18 protein-coding genes and 1 riboswitch are annotated in these 14731 nt (G+C 43.5%); of the genes, 4 read left to right on the top strand and 14 right to left on the bottom strand.

All coding sequences use genetic code 11. The annotated features are described in order from the left end of the window. Window positions 1–20 precede the first annotated feature (20 nt). On the bottom strand, window positions 21–923 hold the full coding sequence (gene purU / locus NST39_RS06765) for a formyltetrahydrofolate deformylase (protein ID WP_003212058.1): 903 nt from the start codon (window positions 921–923) through the stop codon (window positions 21–23). A gap of 162 nt (window positions 924–1085) precedes the next feature. Here purU and NST39_RS06760 point away from each other — a divergent pair, with 162 nt between their 5' ends. After that, the gene (locus NST39_RS06760) at window positions 1086–1271 is read left to right on the top strand and encodes a hypothetical protein (RefSeq protein WP_341027591.1); all 186 of its coding nucleotides are present in this window, start codon (window positions 1086–1088) and stop codon (window positions 1269–1271) included. Window positions 1272–1303: 32 nt separating this feature from the next. Here NST39_RS06760 and NST39_RS06755 read toward each other — a convergent pair whose 3' ends face one another. Further along, the gene (locus NST39_RS06755) at window positions 1304–1618 is read right to left on the bottom strand and encodes a DMT family transporter (protein ID WP_341027589.1); all 315 of its coding nucleotides are present in this window, start codon (window positions 1616–1618) and stop codon (window positions 1304–1306) included. Then, window positions 1615–1944, bottom strand: coding sequence for a DMT family transporter (locus tag NST39_RS06750; RefSeq protein ID WP_003211810.1), 330 nt, complete (start codon window positions 1942–1944; stop codon window positions 1615–1617). The genes NST39_RS06755 and NST39_RS06750 overlap by 4 nt, the downstream gene beginning before the upstream one ends. Before the next feature lie 66 nt (window positions 1945–2010). Continuing rightward, window positions 2011–2118, bottom strand: a riboswitch (guanidine-I (ykkC/yxkD leader). A gap of 220 nt (window positions 2119–2338) precedes the next feature. Here NST39_RS06750 and NST39_RS06745 point away from each other — a divergent pair. Together NST39_RS06745 and NST39_RS06740 are read left to right on the top strand one after the other, a co-directional pair. After that, window positions 2339–2473: a YrzI family small protein gene (locus tag NST39_RS06745; RefSeq protein WP_341027588.1), complete on the top strand. Its 135-nt coding sequence runs from the start codon at window positions 2339–2341 to the stop codon at window positions 2471–2473. A gap of 176 nt (window positions 2474–2649) precedes the next feature. Beyond that, the gene (locus NST39_RS06740) at window positions 2650–3693 is read left to right on the top strand and encodes a bifunctional transcriptional activator/DNA repair enzyme AdaA (protein WP_341027587.1); all 1044 of its coding nucleotides are present in this window, start codon (window positions 2650–2652) and stop codon (window positions 3691–3693) included. Window positions 3694–3710: 17 nt separating this feature from the next. Here the strand turns inward: NST39_RS06740 and NST39_RS06735 are convergent, their stop codons facing one another. The 5 genes from NST39_RS06735 to NST39_RS06715 form a co-directional block, all read right to left on the bottom strand. Next, window positions 3711–4256, bottom strand: coding sequence for a GNAT family N-acetyltransferase (locus NST39_RS06735; RefSeq protein WP_341027586.1), 546 nt, complete (start codon window positions 4254–4256; stop codon window positions 3711–3713). Window positions 4257–4273: 17 nt separating this feature from the next. Then, entirely contained in the window at window positions 4274–4762 is a 489-nt protein-coding gene (locus tag NST39_RS06730) for a small multi-drug export protein (RefSeq protein ID WP_044138901.1), read from the bottom strand. 312 nt (window positions 4763–5074) lie between these two features. Further along, a complete protein-coding gene (locus NST39_RS06725; RefSeq protein ID WP_341027585.1) occupies window positions 5075–5827 on the bottom strand; it encodes an HAAS domain-containing protein in 753 nt (250 codons plus the stop codon). Between the two features lie 4 nt (window positions 5828–5831). Beyond that, window positions 5832–6158 (bottom strand): PadR family transcriptional regulator, encoded by a 327-nt coding sequence (locus tag NST39_RS06720; protein WP_065097119.1) that lies wholly within the window; start codon window positions 6156–6158, stop codon window positions 5832–5834. 114 nt (window positions 6159–6272) lie between these two features. Next, entirely contained in the window at window positions 6273–6794 is a 522-nt protein-coding gene (locus NST39_RS06715; protein ID WP_034619972.1) for an acyl-CoA thioesterase, read from the bottom strand. A 179-nt stretch (window positions 6795–6973) separates the two neighbouring features. Here NST39_RS06715 and NST39_RS06710 point away from each other — a divergent pair, with 179 nt between their 5' ends. Further along, complete coding sequence (locus NST39_RS06710; RefSeq protein ID WP_341027584.1) at window positions 6974–7855, top strand: dimethylarginine dimethylaminohydrolase family protein; 882 nt, start codon at window positions 6974–6976, stop codon at window positions 7853–7855. 39 nt (window positions 7856–7894) lie between these two features. On the opposite strand, the gene NST39_RS06705 is transcribed toward NST39_RS06710, so the two are convergent. The 6 genes from NST39_RS06705 to NST39_RS06680 form a co-directional block, all read right to left on the bottom strand. Next, entirely contained in the window at window positions 7895–8863 is a 969-nt protein-coding gene (locus NST39_RS06705; protein ID WP_065097116.1) for an ABC transporter ATP-binding protein, read from the bottom strand. Beyond that, entirely contained in the window at window positions 8853–9770 is a 918-nt protein-coding gene (locus tag NST39_RS06700; protein ID WP_341027583.1) for a C40 family peptidase, read from the bottom strand. Before NST39_RS06700 ends, NST39_RS06705 begins: the two co-directional genes overlap by 11 nt. Next, window positions 9770–10849 carry a mandelate racemase/muconate lactonizing enzyme family protein gene (locus NST39_RS06695; RefSeq protein ID WP_278178750.1) on the bottom strand — a complete coding sequence of 360 codons (1080 nt, stop codon included), beginning with the start codon at window positions 10847–10849 and terminating at the stop codon, window positions 9770–9772. Before NST39_RS06695 ends, NST39_RS06700 begins: the two co-directional genes overlap by 1 nt. Then, window positions 10846–11787 carry a S66 peptidase family protein gene (locus NST39_RS06690; RefSeq protein WP_341027582.1) on the bottom strand — a complete coding sequence of 314 codons (942 nt, stop codon included), beginning with the start codon at window positions 11785–11787 and terminating at the stop codon, window positions 10846–10848. The genes NST39_RS06695 and NST39_RS06690 overlap by 4 nt, the downstream gene beginning before the upstream one ends. 310 nt (window positions 11788–12097) lie before the next feature. Beyond that, window positions 12098–13720 carry a peptide ABC transporter substrate-binding protein gene (locus tag NST39_RS06685; protein ID WP_341027581.1) on the bottom strand — a complete coding sequence of 541 codons (1623 nt, stop codon included), beginning with the start codon at window positions 13718–13720 and terminating at the stop codon, window positions 12098–12100. Then, window positions 13720–14730, bottom strand: a complete 1011-nt coding sequence (locus tag NST39_RS06680; RefSeq protein WP_341027579.1) for an ABC transporter ATP-binding protein — start codon at window positions 14728–14730, stop codon at window positions 13720–13722. Before NST39_RS06680 ends, NST39_RS06685 begins: the two co-directional genes overlap by 1 nt. Window position 14731 lies beyond the last annotated feature (1 nt).

Here is a 14731-nt window from a genome sequence, read left to right as displayed (position 1 = left end):
GCTAAGGAAAAGTCAAGCGGTCAATTAAATACAATCGTTTTATTCTCATGCACAATAATTCGATCTTCTAGATGCCATTTGACGGCACGTGCAAGCACACTCCGCTCAATTGTTCGGCCAATATTTTTTAAAGCTTCCGCATCATCCCGGTGATCTACACGCTCAATATCCTGTTCAATGATCGGTCCTTCGTCTAAATCATTGGTCACATAATGAGAGGTTGCACCAATTAATTTGACTCCTCGCTCATATGCACGCTTATATGGATTCGCACCGATAAACGCTGGCAGGAAGGAATGATGAATATTAATGATTTTGTTCGGGTGTTGTTCTATAAATCCAGGCGTTAAAATTTGCATGTATCTAGCAAGCACAATGGCATCAATATCATACTCTTCTAATAATGTGAGCTGCTGTTTTTCCGCTTCTTTGCGAATGTCTTTGTTCGCCTTCACAAAATGGAACGGAATTCCAAGCGCTTCTACTGTATCTTTTGCCGTTTCATGATTGCTGATCACGACCGCAATTTCAGCCATCAAATTGCCGCTTTGCCATTCCCATAGCAGCTCATGTAAACAATGAAGCTCTTTTGACACAAAGATTGCCAGCTTTTTCAGCTCACTTGCACGCGACATGCTCCACGTCATTTGAAAAGATGCTGCAATTGGTTCAAACTGCTGCTTCAGCTGATCCATATTTGCCGAGATGTCTTTCCAATCAAATTCAATTCTTAAAAAGAACCGGCCGCTTTCATGATCTGTTGTGTATTGGCTGGATTCAATGATATTTGCTCCGTGCTCAAATAAAAAGGAAGAGACAGCTGATACAATTCCAGGCTGATCCGGGCAGCTGACAAGCAATCTTCCTTTTTGCTCATGCTTTTGTCTGTGTAATTCAAGTTTCTCTGTTATCAAAGTTCTCATGTATCATGACCTCATTTACGTTTTCATTCTAATGAAATATTATACTGGACTGGAAAGAGAAAAAGCAATGTAGAGCCCTATTTTTCATTGAATATTCATTCAATTCTGCACCTGGCGTGATATAATGTGAATAGACCTTTTATCATAAAAGGAGTGATGGAGATGAAAAGTATGACTTTGTTTGGAAAAGTGAGCTTTTGGCTCGGCATCATTTGTCTGATCACAGGTATTTCCCTTTTTATAGCCGGTGAAAGACTCATTCCTTTTCTCACATTTGGTGTGTGTTTTCTGCTTGTGAGCCAGCTTTACCGCAAAAATGAAAACGGTTCCAATCATCGTTCGATGTAACAAAAGGCTGGCATCTATCTGCCAGCCTTTTCTTATTCAATGATTTTCAATCCTACTGCCGCAGATAAAATCAGTGCGATGAAGAAAATACGTTTTGCGTCTTTCGATTCTCCGTAAAACAGCATACCGACGATGGCGCCTCCAGCAGCTCCGATTCCAGTCCAAATGGCGTACGCCGTTCCCATCGGAATCGTGTTCATCGCAAGAGACAGCATCAGAAAGGACATCGAAAAGCCAGCCGCAATGAATAAAATCCATTTGACATGCTTGTCTTTTTGGAATTGGTTCATCATGGTCACACAAAACATTTCTAAGATGCCTGCTCCAATAAGTAAAAACCAGCTCATGATTCAGCCTCTCCCTTCTTTTCACCTGTTGTCAGCTTCAGTCCTAATACACCGCACAAAAGCATGACAATCAAAAGCAGTTTGACAAGCTGAACCGGCTCACCAAGCACCATGCCTATGACGACGGTACCTGCTGTCCCAAGCCCGGTAAAAACGGCATAAAGTGTGCCAACTGGGAGTACACTTGTTGCTTTCAGGAGTAAATAAAAGCTCACGATAATACAAACGATGGTTGCGCCCCATTCTATGAGCGAGTGGGCATATTTCAGCCCCATCACCCAGCCGACTTCAAAGATGGCCGCAATAAAGACATTTCCCCATTTCATCTGATCTTCTCCTTTCTGAACGATTCCAACCAACAAAAAAAGCCTGGAAATCGATCGTTTGATCAAATCTCCCGGGCTTTTATCCCTCCGTGTCCATATGGCCTCTTCTAAGACCCTATGTGTTTTCTCTCGGTCCAGACTGCGCCAGCGCACGGAACCCTAGAAAACCAATTCATGATAAACAGACCTGACTTAGAGCAGATTCTGTATTAAAAATCTTATCACACCCCAATATACCGGTCTACCAGTTTGCTCTCCCTCTTCAAATATACTTGTTCATTTTTCGAAAGAAATGATTTGGGACCGGCGTATACTAAGTGTTAGAAACAGATCAACTGATAAAGAAGATCTGCGGGATATTTGCGTGCTGCTAACCGAAGGGAAATGAGCGTATATGACAATCCATTTATTTTTTATTACATTGACGATCAAGCGTAAATACAAGGACATGGAGACCATTCTTTACGAACAAGAAGTTGAAACATTTTATGAAGAAATGAAACAGAAACAACTAAAGTATATGAACTAAAACAGAAAAAATATGGAAGAAGGACCAAGTTGAGACACGTTCAGACGTTAAAGGAACGATCATATCGCTGGTATAATGAACTTTAGATTGATGTGATGAACGTTCAACTTTAGGATGCTGCATTTACAGATCATCCGTTGTATCGGCCCAAATAATGAAACCAAGAGGTGGATCGTATGATGATAACCGACGTACAGAAACATGAATTTTATCAAGCACTGGTTGACAAGAATCCGCAATATGACGGCACATTCTTCGCCGGCATTAAGACGACCGGTATCTTCTGCCATGCCACATGTACCGCTAGAAAACCAAAATATGAGAACTGTGAGTTTTTCTTTACAGCAGAGGAAGCACTGCTAGCAGGATATCGTCCGTGCAAGCGCTGCACTCCATTAACCTATCCAAACAGCATTCCAGAAGAAGTCAAAACACTCGTTTCAGCAGTTGAAACACATCCTGAAAAACGCTGGAAAGAAGAGGACTTTCGCGAGTTAGGGATTCACTCTGCAACGGCCCGGCGAAAATTCAAAGAAATCTACGGCATGACCTTTGTTCAATATGCGAGATCACGCCGAATGGGGCTTGCCTTTAAAGAAATTATGAATGGAAAAAAAGTGATTGATCAGCAGGTCGCCTTGGGCTATGATTCTTCGAGTGCCTTCAATGATGCCTTTACGAAAATCATGGGAAATCCCCCTAAAAAGGCGCAGACTAAGATTCTTCATGCCAATTTTATTTCCACACCGATCGGACGGATGATCAGCGTGACAGATGCCGCGCATGTGTATTTACTGGAATTTATGGACAGGCGGGGACTAGAAAAGGAAATTGAGAACATGAGAAAAAAGCATCATGCGCGTATTTTAGTTGGGGAAACAAACGTCCATCAGCAATTGGTACAGGAATTGACCTTATATTTCGAGAAAAAACTCACGCAGTTTACCGTACCACTGTCCATGCATGGCACCCCTTTTCAAATGAAGGTGTGGGAGCTGCTCACACGCATTCCATCAGGCGAAACAAGTTCTTACCGAGATCTTGCTGTGATGCTGGGCGATCCGCATTTGGTCCGGGCGGTAGGGAATGCAAATGGTGCCAATCAATTGGCGATCATCATTCCATGCCACCGCGTCATTCAAACAAGTGGTGAGCTTGGCGGCTACGGCGGCGGGGTTGAACGTAAGAAATATTTACTTCAGCTAGAACAGCGGATATAAAATAAAAACGGCTCTGCTTATTTTGTAAGCGAGCCGTTTTCTTCGTTGTGGGTGATGCTGTATACATCAATGATTTGGTCCCATTTTGAAATGGTTTTTTCTTTTTTCATGCCCATTTTTAAAGCGACTTTTACCGATGCTTCATTGTCTGGGCGGATTAAGCTCACCATTCGTCTGACCTTCATTTCTTGAAAACCATAGGTGAGACAGCCTTTTGCGGCTTCAGCAGCATAGCCATTTCCCCACGCTGCTTTTTTTAGCATGTAGCCGATTTCAAGTTCTGTTCGTCCTTCAATGTTTTGCAGAACAATCCCGCTTTGTCCAAGTGGTTCATTCGTTTCTTTGTCTTCAATGATCCAGAGAGAAGTATGATACATACGGTCATTCTTTTGATTCCATGCAATCCACTCTTTCGTCTGCTGCTCATCCTTCAAAGAAGGATAATACTTCATTACTTCTTCATCTTGGAACAACATGTCATATAAAAATGGCGCATCATGTTCATTCATCGTTCTCAGTCTAAGGCGCTCTGTTTCAAGCACTATGCGTGTTTGAAGTTTCATTTATGGTCTCCCCTCACTTACTGATTAAAAATATCACCGAACAATCCATTTGAATCTGGGGCAAAGTAATGGATTCCCGCACCGGTTAAACTAGCTGCCAGCGCCGTCCACATGATTAAACTGACTGTCATCCACACTGCGACTTGCTTTCTTTTCGTTCCGAAGCTCATGCACATAAATGCCGCTAGATGACTGCCGATGATAAAAGGACCAATAAGCGCTAATCCCGGGAGACCATATCGTTCCCAAATTTTTCTGGCTCGCAGTTGCTTTTTTTCTCCTTTTTCATCACTTTTGTCCTCTTTTCTCCTCAACCGCCATGCTTTGAAGCGGTCTACGAAAACAATGAGGAGCAAGACTGTGAGAAAGTTGCCGATGAACCCGATTACAGCCGTTGTCACAGGATGCAGTCCACCTAAGATGGCCAGTGGAACAACACCAACCACTTCAAAAAAAGGCAAAGCAGCCAATACAAAAACAAGTACATATCCCCATAAAATATCCAAGCATAGAACCCCTTTTCATTTTTGTCCTCTTCCCATTGTAATGAAAAATACGCTACCATTTCTACATTTTTTTAGAAAAAGAAAAGCACATCGGATGGGATGTGCTCTCAGATTGTTGACAAAGGGCTAAAATGATCTTTATTTTTGCCCTTTGTCTTCTTTCAGCGTGATAGAAAACCTTTGAAGTCTAGGAAGGACGAGTACTGGAGCGGAGCGAATTTGACATTCGTGAGCACCAGCGCGCAGAACTGACAACGAATGCGAGGGTTTGTCTACACGCTGAAAGCACACCGGATGGATGTGCTCTATTTTTTACATCGTGTTTTCATTTTTCTTGTTCGCCCGGCGTAAGACCATGAGCATAAGCCCTATTACGATCACAACCGATAGTAGACTTTGCATGAGAAGCACGCTTGGTGATGTCCAGCCAATCCATTCGAATATGAGCTGCGGTCCGAAGAAGATGATCGGAATCAATGAAATGAGATTCGCCTTCATGATCGCATTAAAGACAATGATACATAACAGCATAAGCAGGATGACGCCCCATCTTTGACCTGAAGTCAGCACAAGTAATGGTGTGCCGAGCTTTTGATCCAATAGTTTGATTGTGACCATTGAAGTCAGTTGAAAGATTCCTAAGATCCAAAAATAAAGAAATGCCCGGCCGCTTGTCTGAAAGGCAGACGCTCTAAACATCACAATGATCATGATAACATTGGCAACTAAAACGAGCGGATATCCTATTAACGCATACCAAGAATAGGATAAGCTTTGACTGATCGCATCTGATAAAATCATATAGAAGAGTGATCCAATTAAGAAGGCACTGACGAAGGGAACCCAGTCTTTATGGTTTCCTGACAGCTCTTTTGCGAGTTCATCAGCATAGCCCCTCGGATCTCCGCCAAATACAGCCTCCCCTGTTTTGCCATCTTTTTCAGCCTCAACCGCATGCGTCGTTAGCTCATCCATCAGCTCATCAATTTCGTCCTCATTTTTTCCCATTGATATGAGATAAAATTTCAGCTCTAGTAAGATGTGTCTTGTTTCTTTTGATACCATAATCTCACTTCCCTTTTTGTAGTAAACAGTTCACATTTTTTGAAAGCTCACTCCAGCGGGTAATAAACTCTGTGAGCGCTTGTTCTCCAGCTTGTGTGAGCGTATAGTATTTCCTTTTCGGCCCGCTTGCTGATGCTTTTGTGACAGTGGTCACGAGCTGTTCCTTTTGCATACGCAGCAGGATCGGATAGATACTTCCTTCACTAATTTGATCAAACCCATAATAAGCGAGCTTCTTCGTCATTTCATATCCATAAATCTCACCCTCTGAAATAATCGACAGCAGGCAGCCTTCTAAAATTCCTTTTAGCATTTGTGTGGATGTTGTCATCTTTGTTCCTCCGATTCCAGTACCTTGCATCACAAGATAGCATCATCTTACCACACACTATCTTGCCATGCAAGATACCGTTCTAGAAAAAAATCACCGCTTAAAGGGTGATTTTTACGCCCATGGTTTATCTGTCCCAAGTGCGTCAGCCAGTGCCTTGCTATGCTTTCGGCGGCTTTTTCTTTCTTCAGCTCGCTGTTTTGCGGTTTGATGCAGCATGATTTCTTCCTCTGTTTCCGGCATGACTTGCGGGACTTTCTTTGGCTTCCCATTGTCATCTAACGACACAAAGGTAAGAAATGAAGTCGCTGCGAGTCTGCGCTCTCCAGACATCAAGTTTTCTTTGATGACCTTGACGAACACTTCCATAGAAGACGTACCCACCCATGTGACATAGGACTCTAAACATACCGACTCCTTTTGTCCAATCGGCTCTAAAAAATCAACTGAATCCATTGATGCCGTGACCGTTTCACATCGGCTGTGCCTTGCTGCCGAGATGGAGGCAATGTCATCTATATAACTCATTAATTTCCCGCCAAATAAGGTTTGGTGATTATTCGTATCGAGAGGAAATACCCTGCTGGTTTTGACAACTTTCGATTCCTTGCAGTATTTGAAATTTTCTTCACTCATCATCATAGCTCCTTCTTGCTGTTTTCGTGAATGCGGAACGACTTTTATTAAACACTATTCTTTTAGGTTTGTCTAAACTTTTTGCTTTAGTCTCTTGTGAGAGATTTTCTTTCGGAAATGTTTCAACTATGACTAGAACGAGGAATAATAGAACTATGAACAAACAAGGAGGCCATTTGATGGATTCTATGAGAGCAGAACAAATACACAAAATGCCGCAATGCATGAGTGAATATGATGATTTACAAGAAGTCCTTTTATGCAGTCCCATCTATATGGAAATCAAACAGATCATCAACGAAACCCAAAAACAATTTGCAAGAGAAAATATTTCTCAAATGAAAGCCGTTGCTCAGCATAAGCAATTGATCCAAACCCTAAAAGACCATCAAGTACGCCCCATTATGCTTCCTGCAAATGACCGCTTTCCTGAGCAAGTCTTTACTCGGGATATTGGGTTTACGATTGGACATACACTTTTTGTTTCAAGCATGGCCGCTCCGGTTCGGCAAGGAGAAGAACAATTGTTAAATGAGTGGGCACAGGGAAATGGCTTGAAAACTGTTACCCTGACAAATGGAACGATTGAAGGCGGCGATGTGCTTGTCGATCAAAGACGCGTATTTGTCGGAACGAGCAAAAGAACAAACCAAGCTGCTATTCATGAGCTTAAAAAAGAACTGCCGGATCATGACATCATTCCCATTCATCTTCCTCCTCACATTTTGCATCTCGATTGTGTGATGAATATTCTCTCTCATGATGAAATATTGATTTATCCAGAAGCGTTCAAAAATGAGGATCTTCACCTGCTCAAAATGCATTATCATCTAATTGAAATAAGCGAACAAGAGCAATTCACACTCGGCCCAAACGTTTTATCCATTGGACAGAAAAAAGTGATCAGTTTGCCCATCAATCAAGAAACAAATGCTGCATTAACCGCTCACGGCTACACTGTCATTGAAGTGGATTTTTCAGAAATCATTAAATCTGGCGGCTCTTTTAGATGCTGCACATTGCCGATTCGGCGTTCGTTCACTAAAAAAGCCAGCGTGTAGAACAGCTTGTCTACTTGCTGGCTTTTTTTCTGCCTATTTTTATGTCCGATCGTATAAATGACAGGCGACATCATGCCCTTCTTCTACTGCTTGTAATATTGGCTTTTTTTCAGCACACACATCCATCGCTGCAGGACACCTTGTTCGAAATACACAGCCGCTTGGCGGGTTCACTGGACTTGGAATTTCTCCTTTTAAAATGAACCTTTTGCGCTTGTCCTCCACGTCAGGATCTGGAATGGGGATCGCAGACAGCAATGCTTGTGTATAGGGGTGCAGCGGTGTTTGATATAACGTATCACTGCTGGTCAATTCGACGAGATGACCTAAATACATGACACCGATTCGGTCGCTAATATATTTGACCATCGACAAGTCATGCGCAATAAAGAGAAATGTCAGCCCTTCCTCCTTTTGCAGTTTCTTCAGCAAATTCACGACCTGCGCTTGAACAGAGACATCTAGTGCAGAAATTGGTTCATCTGCCACAATAAATTTCGGCGCTAAGGCGAGTGCTCTTGCAATACCGATTCTCTGCCTCTGTCCTCCGCTGAATTCATGAGGATAGCGCGTGGCAAAGTCATAGCTAAGTCCAACAGCTTCCAGTAGTTCTTTCACCCGGGCAACCCTTTTCTTTTGACTCCCATAAAGGTTATGAATCTCCATTGGCTCCAGCATAATATCTTTTACAGACAGCCGCGGATTTAAGGAGGAATACGGATCTTGAAACACCATTTGAATTTGCCGATTAAAATCAAATGATTCTTTTTGAGAAAGGTGATGAAGGCTTTTCCCTTCATATAAGGCTTCCCCATCTGTCGGTTCATAAAGACGCATAAGCACTTTTCCAAGTGTGGATTTCCCGCAGCCGGACTCGCCAACAAGGCCAAATGTTTCGCCTTGTTTCAGCTGAAAGGAGACACCGTCTAGCGCTTTTAGCGTTCTTCCTTTCGATAGATGAAAATGTTTTTTGAGATTGTTTACTTGTAAAAGTGGTTCAACTGCCATGACCTTTGCTCCTCTCGCTTGGCAAATACCGTCTTGCACCTGCCCATTCTTTTTCATATGAAGTGCCAGCAAGGGAAAGAAGTTCAATTTCTCTGCCGGTTTTAGGCGAATGAAGCATCATACCGTCACCTGCGTAGATCCCAACATGGCGGACTGCTCCCTTTCCGTTGTCATTGGCGAAAAACAATAAGTCGCCTTGTTCTAAATGGCTTGATGCGACCGGTGTTCCTTGCACTGCTTGGTCACTTGCGTCCCTCGGCAAAAGATATCCGCACGCTTTATACATGCTGTAAGCAAAGCCCGAACAGTCATAGCCAAAGCTGCTCATGCCGCCCCATAAATACGAAAGACCAATAAATTGTTTTCCCTTGTCTACAACATCTTTGCCGGCCATAGAAGAAATGGATGAAACTGGATGCATATCTGCTTTATTGATTTCTCTCGTACCTGCTGGTGTGACAACACGAAAGCGATCACTCGTTTCTTCTACAGCTACGAGCTCTGTTAAAAAACTAATTTCCATGTCCGCTTGCCCGTTTCGATAGAGCATGGATTTTTTCTGACAAACGATATGAGATGCAGTAGGTGCACTTCCTTCTGTCACTTGCTTTAGTTGGTTCGCAGGTATATAGCCAGGATAACCTTGTGGATGTTTCCGGCTGGCCTGCTGCGGAATAACGACTTTCATCCAGCCGTCTGTTTCTTCTAATCCAATGACTCGTTCGCCGAGCAGTACTTGCGACTGGATCAGATTTTCTTCACATAAAGCCAGTTTTTCTTCATATGTTTGCTTGTCAATCCACTCTTTGATTTTGAAGGAGCCATGAAGAACCTTTTGATCGATTTCTCTCGGTGACTGCGGCGCTGTCCATACGTTCGCAACTGCAACCTTTGATTCAAATATCATCATGAGACTCCTTTCACCCCTTGAATGCCTAACCCATGTTGCGGCGGGAAAAAGATATTTTTTCCTTTGTACACGATTCCTCCGTCTACCATGTCCTCTTTTAGCATCAGCGGGGCATCAAAATCATAGCGGGTGATATTTGGCTGGCTGGCGGCGAGATGAGCGGCTGCTGTAATGCCAAGTTTTGACTCAATCATACTGCCAACCATGCACTTTACGCCGTATGCTTCTGCCAAAGCATTGATTTTTAAGGCTTCTTTTATGCCGCCTGATTTCATTAATTTTAAATTGATTAAATCACAGCTTCTCGTTTCAAGCACCTTGATCGCATCATGAAAACTGAAAATGCTTTCGTCTGCCATAATCAGTGTATTTGTTGCCTGCGTCACACGGCGCAGACCTTCGATATCTTCTTTTGGCACTGGTTGCTCGACTAGTTCGATATTCAGTGATTCCATTTTCCGAATGGCTACAACCGCTTCCTTCCACGTCCAGCCCTGGTTCGCATCGAGCCTAATCTGAATATCCGGCCCGATCTTTTCTCGAATTCGCTTGATACGCTGAATATCCGTGTCTATATCATCTTTTCCTACCTTGATCTTTAATGTCTGAAAGCCTTCTGCTGCGTATTGCTTCGCATCTTCCGCCATCTCAAGCGGACGGTTTACACTGACCGTATAATCGGTTTCAAGCTGACTGCGATATCCGCCAAGATATTGATAAAGCGGAAGCCCTGCCTGCTTCGCTAAACCATCATAAATGGCCATGTCAACCGCTGCCTTTGCGCTTGTGTTGCAAGCGAGCACACGGTTCATATGAGAAAAAATTTGTTCATATTCTGACAAGGAAGCTCCAAGCAAAATCGGTCTGATCACTTCGCAGATGGCATAGTCGATGCTTTCCAGCGTTTCACCTGTAATCACCGTTGTCGGGACTGCTTCTCCGTAGCTGACGTCACCTTGATCATATGTGATGATAACAATCAGAGATGCTGCGTCATACACCGTTCGTAAAGCGGTTTTGAAAGGCTTTTTTAGCGGTACACTCATTCTGCATGTACGAACATCGACGATTTTCATTTGATCGCCTCTTTCGCTGCAACGCCTGGAGAAATATGCAGTTTTTTTCCTGTCGCATCTAATGCAGCCTGCGTGCCCATTGGAATGGCAAAGTTCGGCGAAGAATGACCGATTCGGAAGCCCCCAAGTGTAGGTTTCTTTTGCGGAACAATATAGGTGTCCCATACTTGATTCAATGTGAGAGACTGATCTTTCTTTTTTGGCTCACATTGATGAAAATCTCCAATGATGAATCCAGCCGCATCATCCAATTTTCCAGCAGATTTGAGGTGCTGCATCATTCGATCGATTTTATAGGGCTCTTCGTCAATATCTTCAATGAACAATAGCTTTCCCTTCGTATCGATTTCAAAAGGCGTACCAAGTGTTGTCACGATGAGGGCAAGATTTCCTCCTACAATCTCACCTGAAGCGGTGCCCGGATAGAAAGTATGAAGGGGTGACAAGTGGTGCGCATACGTAAAGGCTTTCGGTGCGAACAGCTGTAAAAAGGTATCTTTCGTATAAGGATGGACCTCCTCAAGTCCCACATCTGAGGAAAGCATTGGCCCATGAAACGTCACAAGACCCGTCTGCTGCTGGATGGCCGTATGTAAAAACGTAATATCACTATAGCCCCAAAAGATTTTTGGATTCCGGCGAATGAGGTCATAGTCAATGGCTTCCGCAAGTCTGCCAGTCCCGTATCCTCCGCAAGCACAAATAATCGCCTTCACTTCTGGATCTTGAAACATACGATGAAGATCCTCCACTCTTTCATGATCATGACCTGCTAAATATCCATACCGGCGGCCCAAATACTTCCCTTTTTTCACCTTTAGCCCGAGGCTTTCTAAAAAGGCAATCCCTTTTGCTAATTTCAGCTCATCAGGCGGGCTTGCTGGTGCAATAATCCCCACCGTATCCCCTGTTTGAAGTGCCACTGGCAGCTGGCTCATGCCATATCCCCTCTTTCTCTTTGTTTCTTTCAATCTATGGGTTTCTGCTTCATAACATGAACGAATAAAGGAACAGACGCTTTTATCTCAAAGCGTCTTAGATTGTTGACAAAGTGCTAAAATGATGTTTATTTTAGCCCTTTGTCTTCTTTTCAGCGTGATAGAAAACCTTTGAAGTCTAGGAAGGGCAGCTACTTTTGCGGAGCGAATTGAACATTCGTGAGCACCAGCGCGCAGACCTGCGGGCGAATACGAGGGTTTGTCTACACGCTGAGACGCTTTTATCTAAAAGCGTCTTTTGATCCTAATATTACTCTCCATCTACTTGTGCCCATTTCAAATCGATATACCCAACAGGGTGACGGACAATCCCCTTCACGCCTTCTTTTTGTAAATGAACTTGGTTATAAAAATGAATCGGAATGATCGGTGCTTCTTCAATAAGTAGTGCCTCTGCATCATGAAGGATGTTGTTTCTCTTTTGTTCGTCTGCTTCCTGGCTCGCCTTCTTGATCAGTTGGTCATAGGTATCGTTTGACCATCCTGTCCGGTTCATGGCATTCCCTGTTTGAAAGCTCTCTAAGAAATTGATCGGATCTGCATAGTCTGCTAAAAATGAACTTTGTGAGAATTGGAATTTCAGTGCCTTTTGATCTTCTGCAAATACATTGGCTTCCATGTTTGCAAGCTTCACATCTACACCTAGCGCTTCTTTCAGCTGCTGCTGGATGGCTTCAGCTTTTTTCTTGTTCTCAGGCTTTGTACTATATGTCAATGTGACGGCTGGCAGTTTTGAATAGTTCTCTTCTTTCAGCCCTTTTTCTAGTAGCTTCGCAGCTTCACTCTTATCATTCTTCACAAGATCACCGCCAGCTTTTCTGAAATCTTCACCCTTTGAATCAAGAATGCCTGGCGAGACGAAGGCACGTGCTGGCTTCTCTTCATTTTTCGTTACATAATCCACGATATCTTGCGGGTTGATCGCCATTTGAAAAGCTTTGCGGATGTTCTTATTTTGAAAAGGTTCCATGTTCACATTCAGACGATAAAAGAACAATCCAGCCTGGTCTTCAATTTGTACATCTTTATTTTTCAGCAGGTTTTCACTTTGCTCTGCTGGGACAAAGGCAGTATCTAAATCTCCTGATTGATACATTTGATAGTCTGTGTTTCGATCACTGATCATCAGCCACTTCACTTGATCCAACTTGACTGTTTTTTTGTCCCAATACGTCTCACTTTTTTCCATTGTGAAGCTCTCATCATGCTTCCACTCTGTCAGCTTGAACGGTCCATTTCCGACAAAGGTTTTGGCGTCTTTTGCCCAGTTTGGGTCCTTCTTAGCTACCTGTTCATTGACAGGAAAAAAAGCAGGGTTTGCGGTCATATTTAAGAACGATTTCTGCGGATATGCCAGTGTGACCTTGAGCGTTTTGTCATTTACAGCGCTGACTTTCACGTCTTCTTTCTTTCCTTTTCCGCTGTTAAATGCCTCTCCGCCTTCAATCATGTAGGCTAGGAACGATGCAGATGAGCCTGTTTTCGGATCAAGCAGCCGCTTCCACGCATATTCAAAGTCACTCGCTTTCACTGGATCACCATTTGACCACTTGATGCCATCTCTTAAATGGAACGTGTACGTTTTTCCATCCTCTGAAATCTCCCATTTTTCAGCCATTGCAGGAGATGGTTCCTGCTTTTCATTTAGTCTTGTTAATCCCTCCATTAAGTTATTGAGTCCTTGCCACGATACATTATTAAAACCAATCGGCGGATCAAACGACGTCGGTTCATTTTCGTTATTTAAGGTTAATACTTTCTTTTCACCCTGATTGCTTGATGATCCTTTCCCTGCTTGCTCATTTGCTGTACATCCTGCGAGCAGCATGATCGTGAACAAACATATACTGATGATCCACCCTTTTTTTCTCATCAAAAACTCCCCCTTTGTGTTGAAGATAAAACCGTTTGATTCGCTCGCTCATCTTGGAGCCAGCAATGCACTGTGTGGGTAGGTGACCGCTGCGTTTCGTGCGGCATGATATGATCACATATCTTCATGGCGGACGGGCAGCGATCTGTATACGGACAGCCCTTTGGCGGAGCAAATAAATCAGGTGGGCTTCCTTCAATTGGAATGAGTTCATCTTTCATATCAAGTCTTGGAACGGATTGCAGAAGTCCTTTTGTATAAGGATGCTGCGGACTGTAAAAAATATCTCGCCTCGTTCCGACCTCTACCATTTTCCCTCCGTACATGACGGCTACCCGGTCTGCGACTTGGGCGACGACCCCTAAATCATGTGTGATTAAAATAATGGTGACCCCTGTTTTTCTCTGAATCTCTTTAAACAGCTCTAATATTTGTGCCTGTATGGTCACATCCAGCGCGGTCGTTGGTTCATCAGCAATCAGCACTTTGGGCTCGCAAATCAGTGCCATGGCAATCATGAGCCGCTGCCTCATTCCCCCGCTGAACTGATGAGGGTATTGCTTTAGCCTTTCCTTCGGCTGCGGAATGCCGACCAAATCAAGCATCCGAATGGCGGCTTCTTTCACTTCTTTTTTCGTCAGCTTTTGGTGCTCCTTTGCCGCCTCCATGAGCTGATCGCCGATTGTCAAGGTTGGGTTCAGTGCGGTCATTGGATCTTGGAAGATCATCGAAATATCGACACCTCGTATGGCGCGCATTTCTTTTTCAGATAATGACAGCAAATTGCGGTCTTCAAACCAGATTTCTCCCTGATCAACATGAGCACTGTATGCTGGCAGCAGCCTCATAATGCTTTGTGAAGTCACACTTTTCCCGCAGCCTGACTCTCCTACAATGGCAAGGGTTTCTTTTTCATATACATCCACATTCACCCCGCGTACCGCTCGAACTGAGCCGCCATATGTCCGAAAGCTGACGTGCAGATCGATGATTTGTAGAACTTTTTTCAAA

This window comes from Bacillus sp. FSL W8-0645, assembly GCF_038007905.1.
Classification (GTDB): domain Bacteria; phylum Bacillota; class Bacilli; order Bacillales; family Bacillaceae; genus Bacillus; species Bacillus pumilus.
This window is presented reverse-complemented; position numbering and strand designations above follow the sequence as displayed.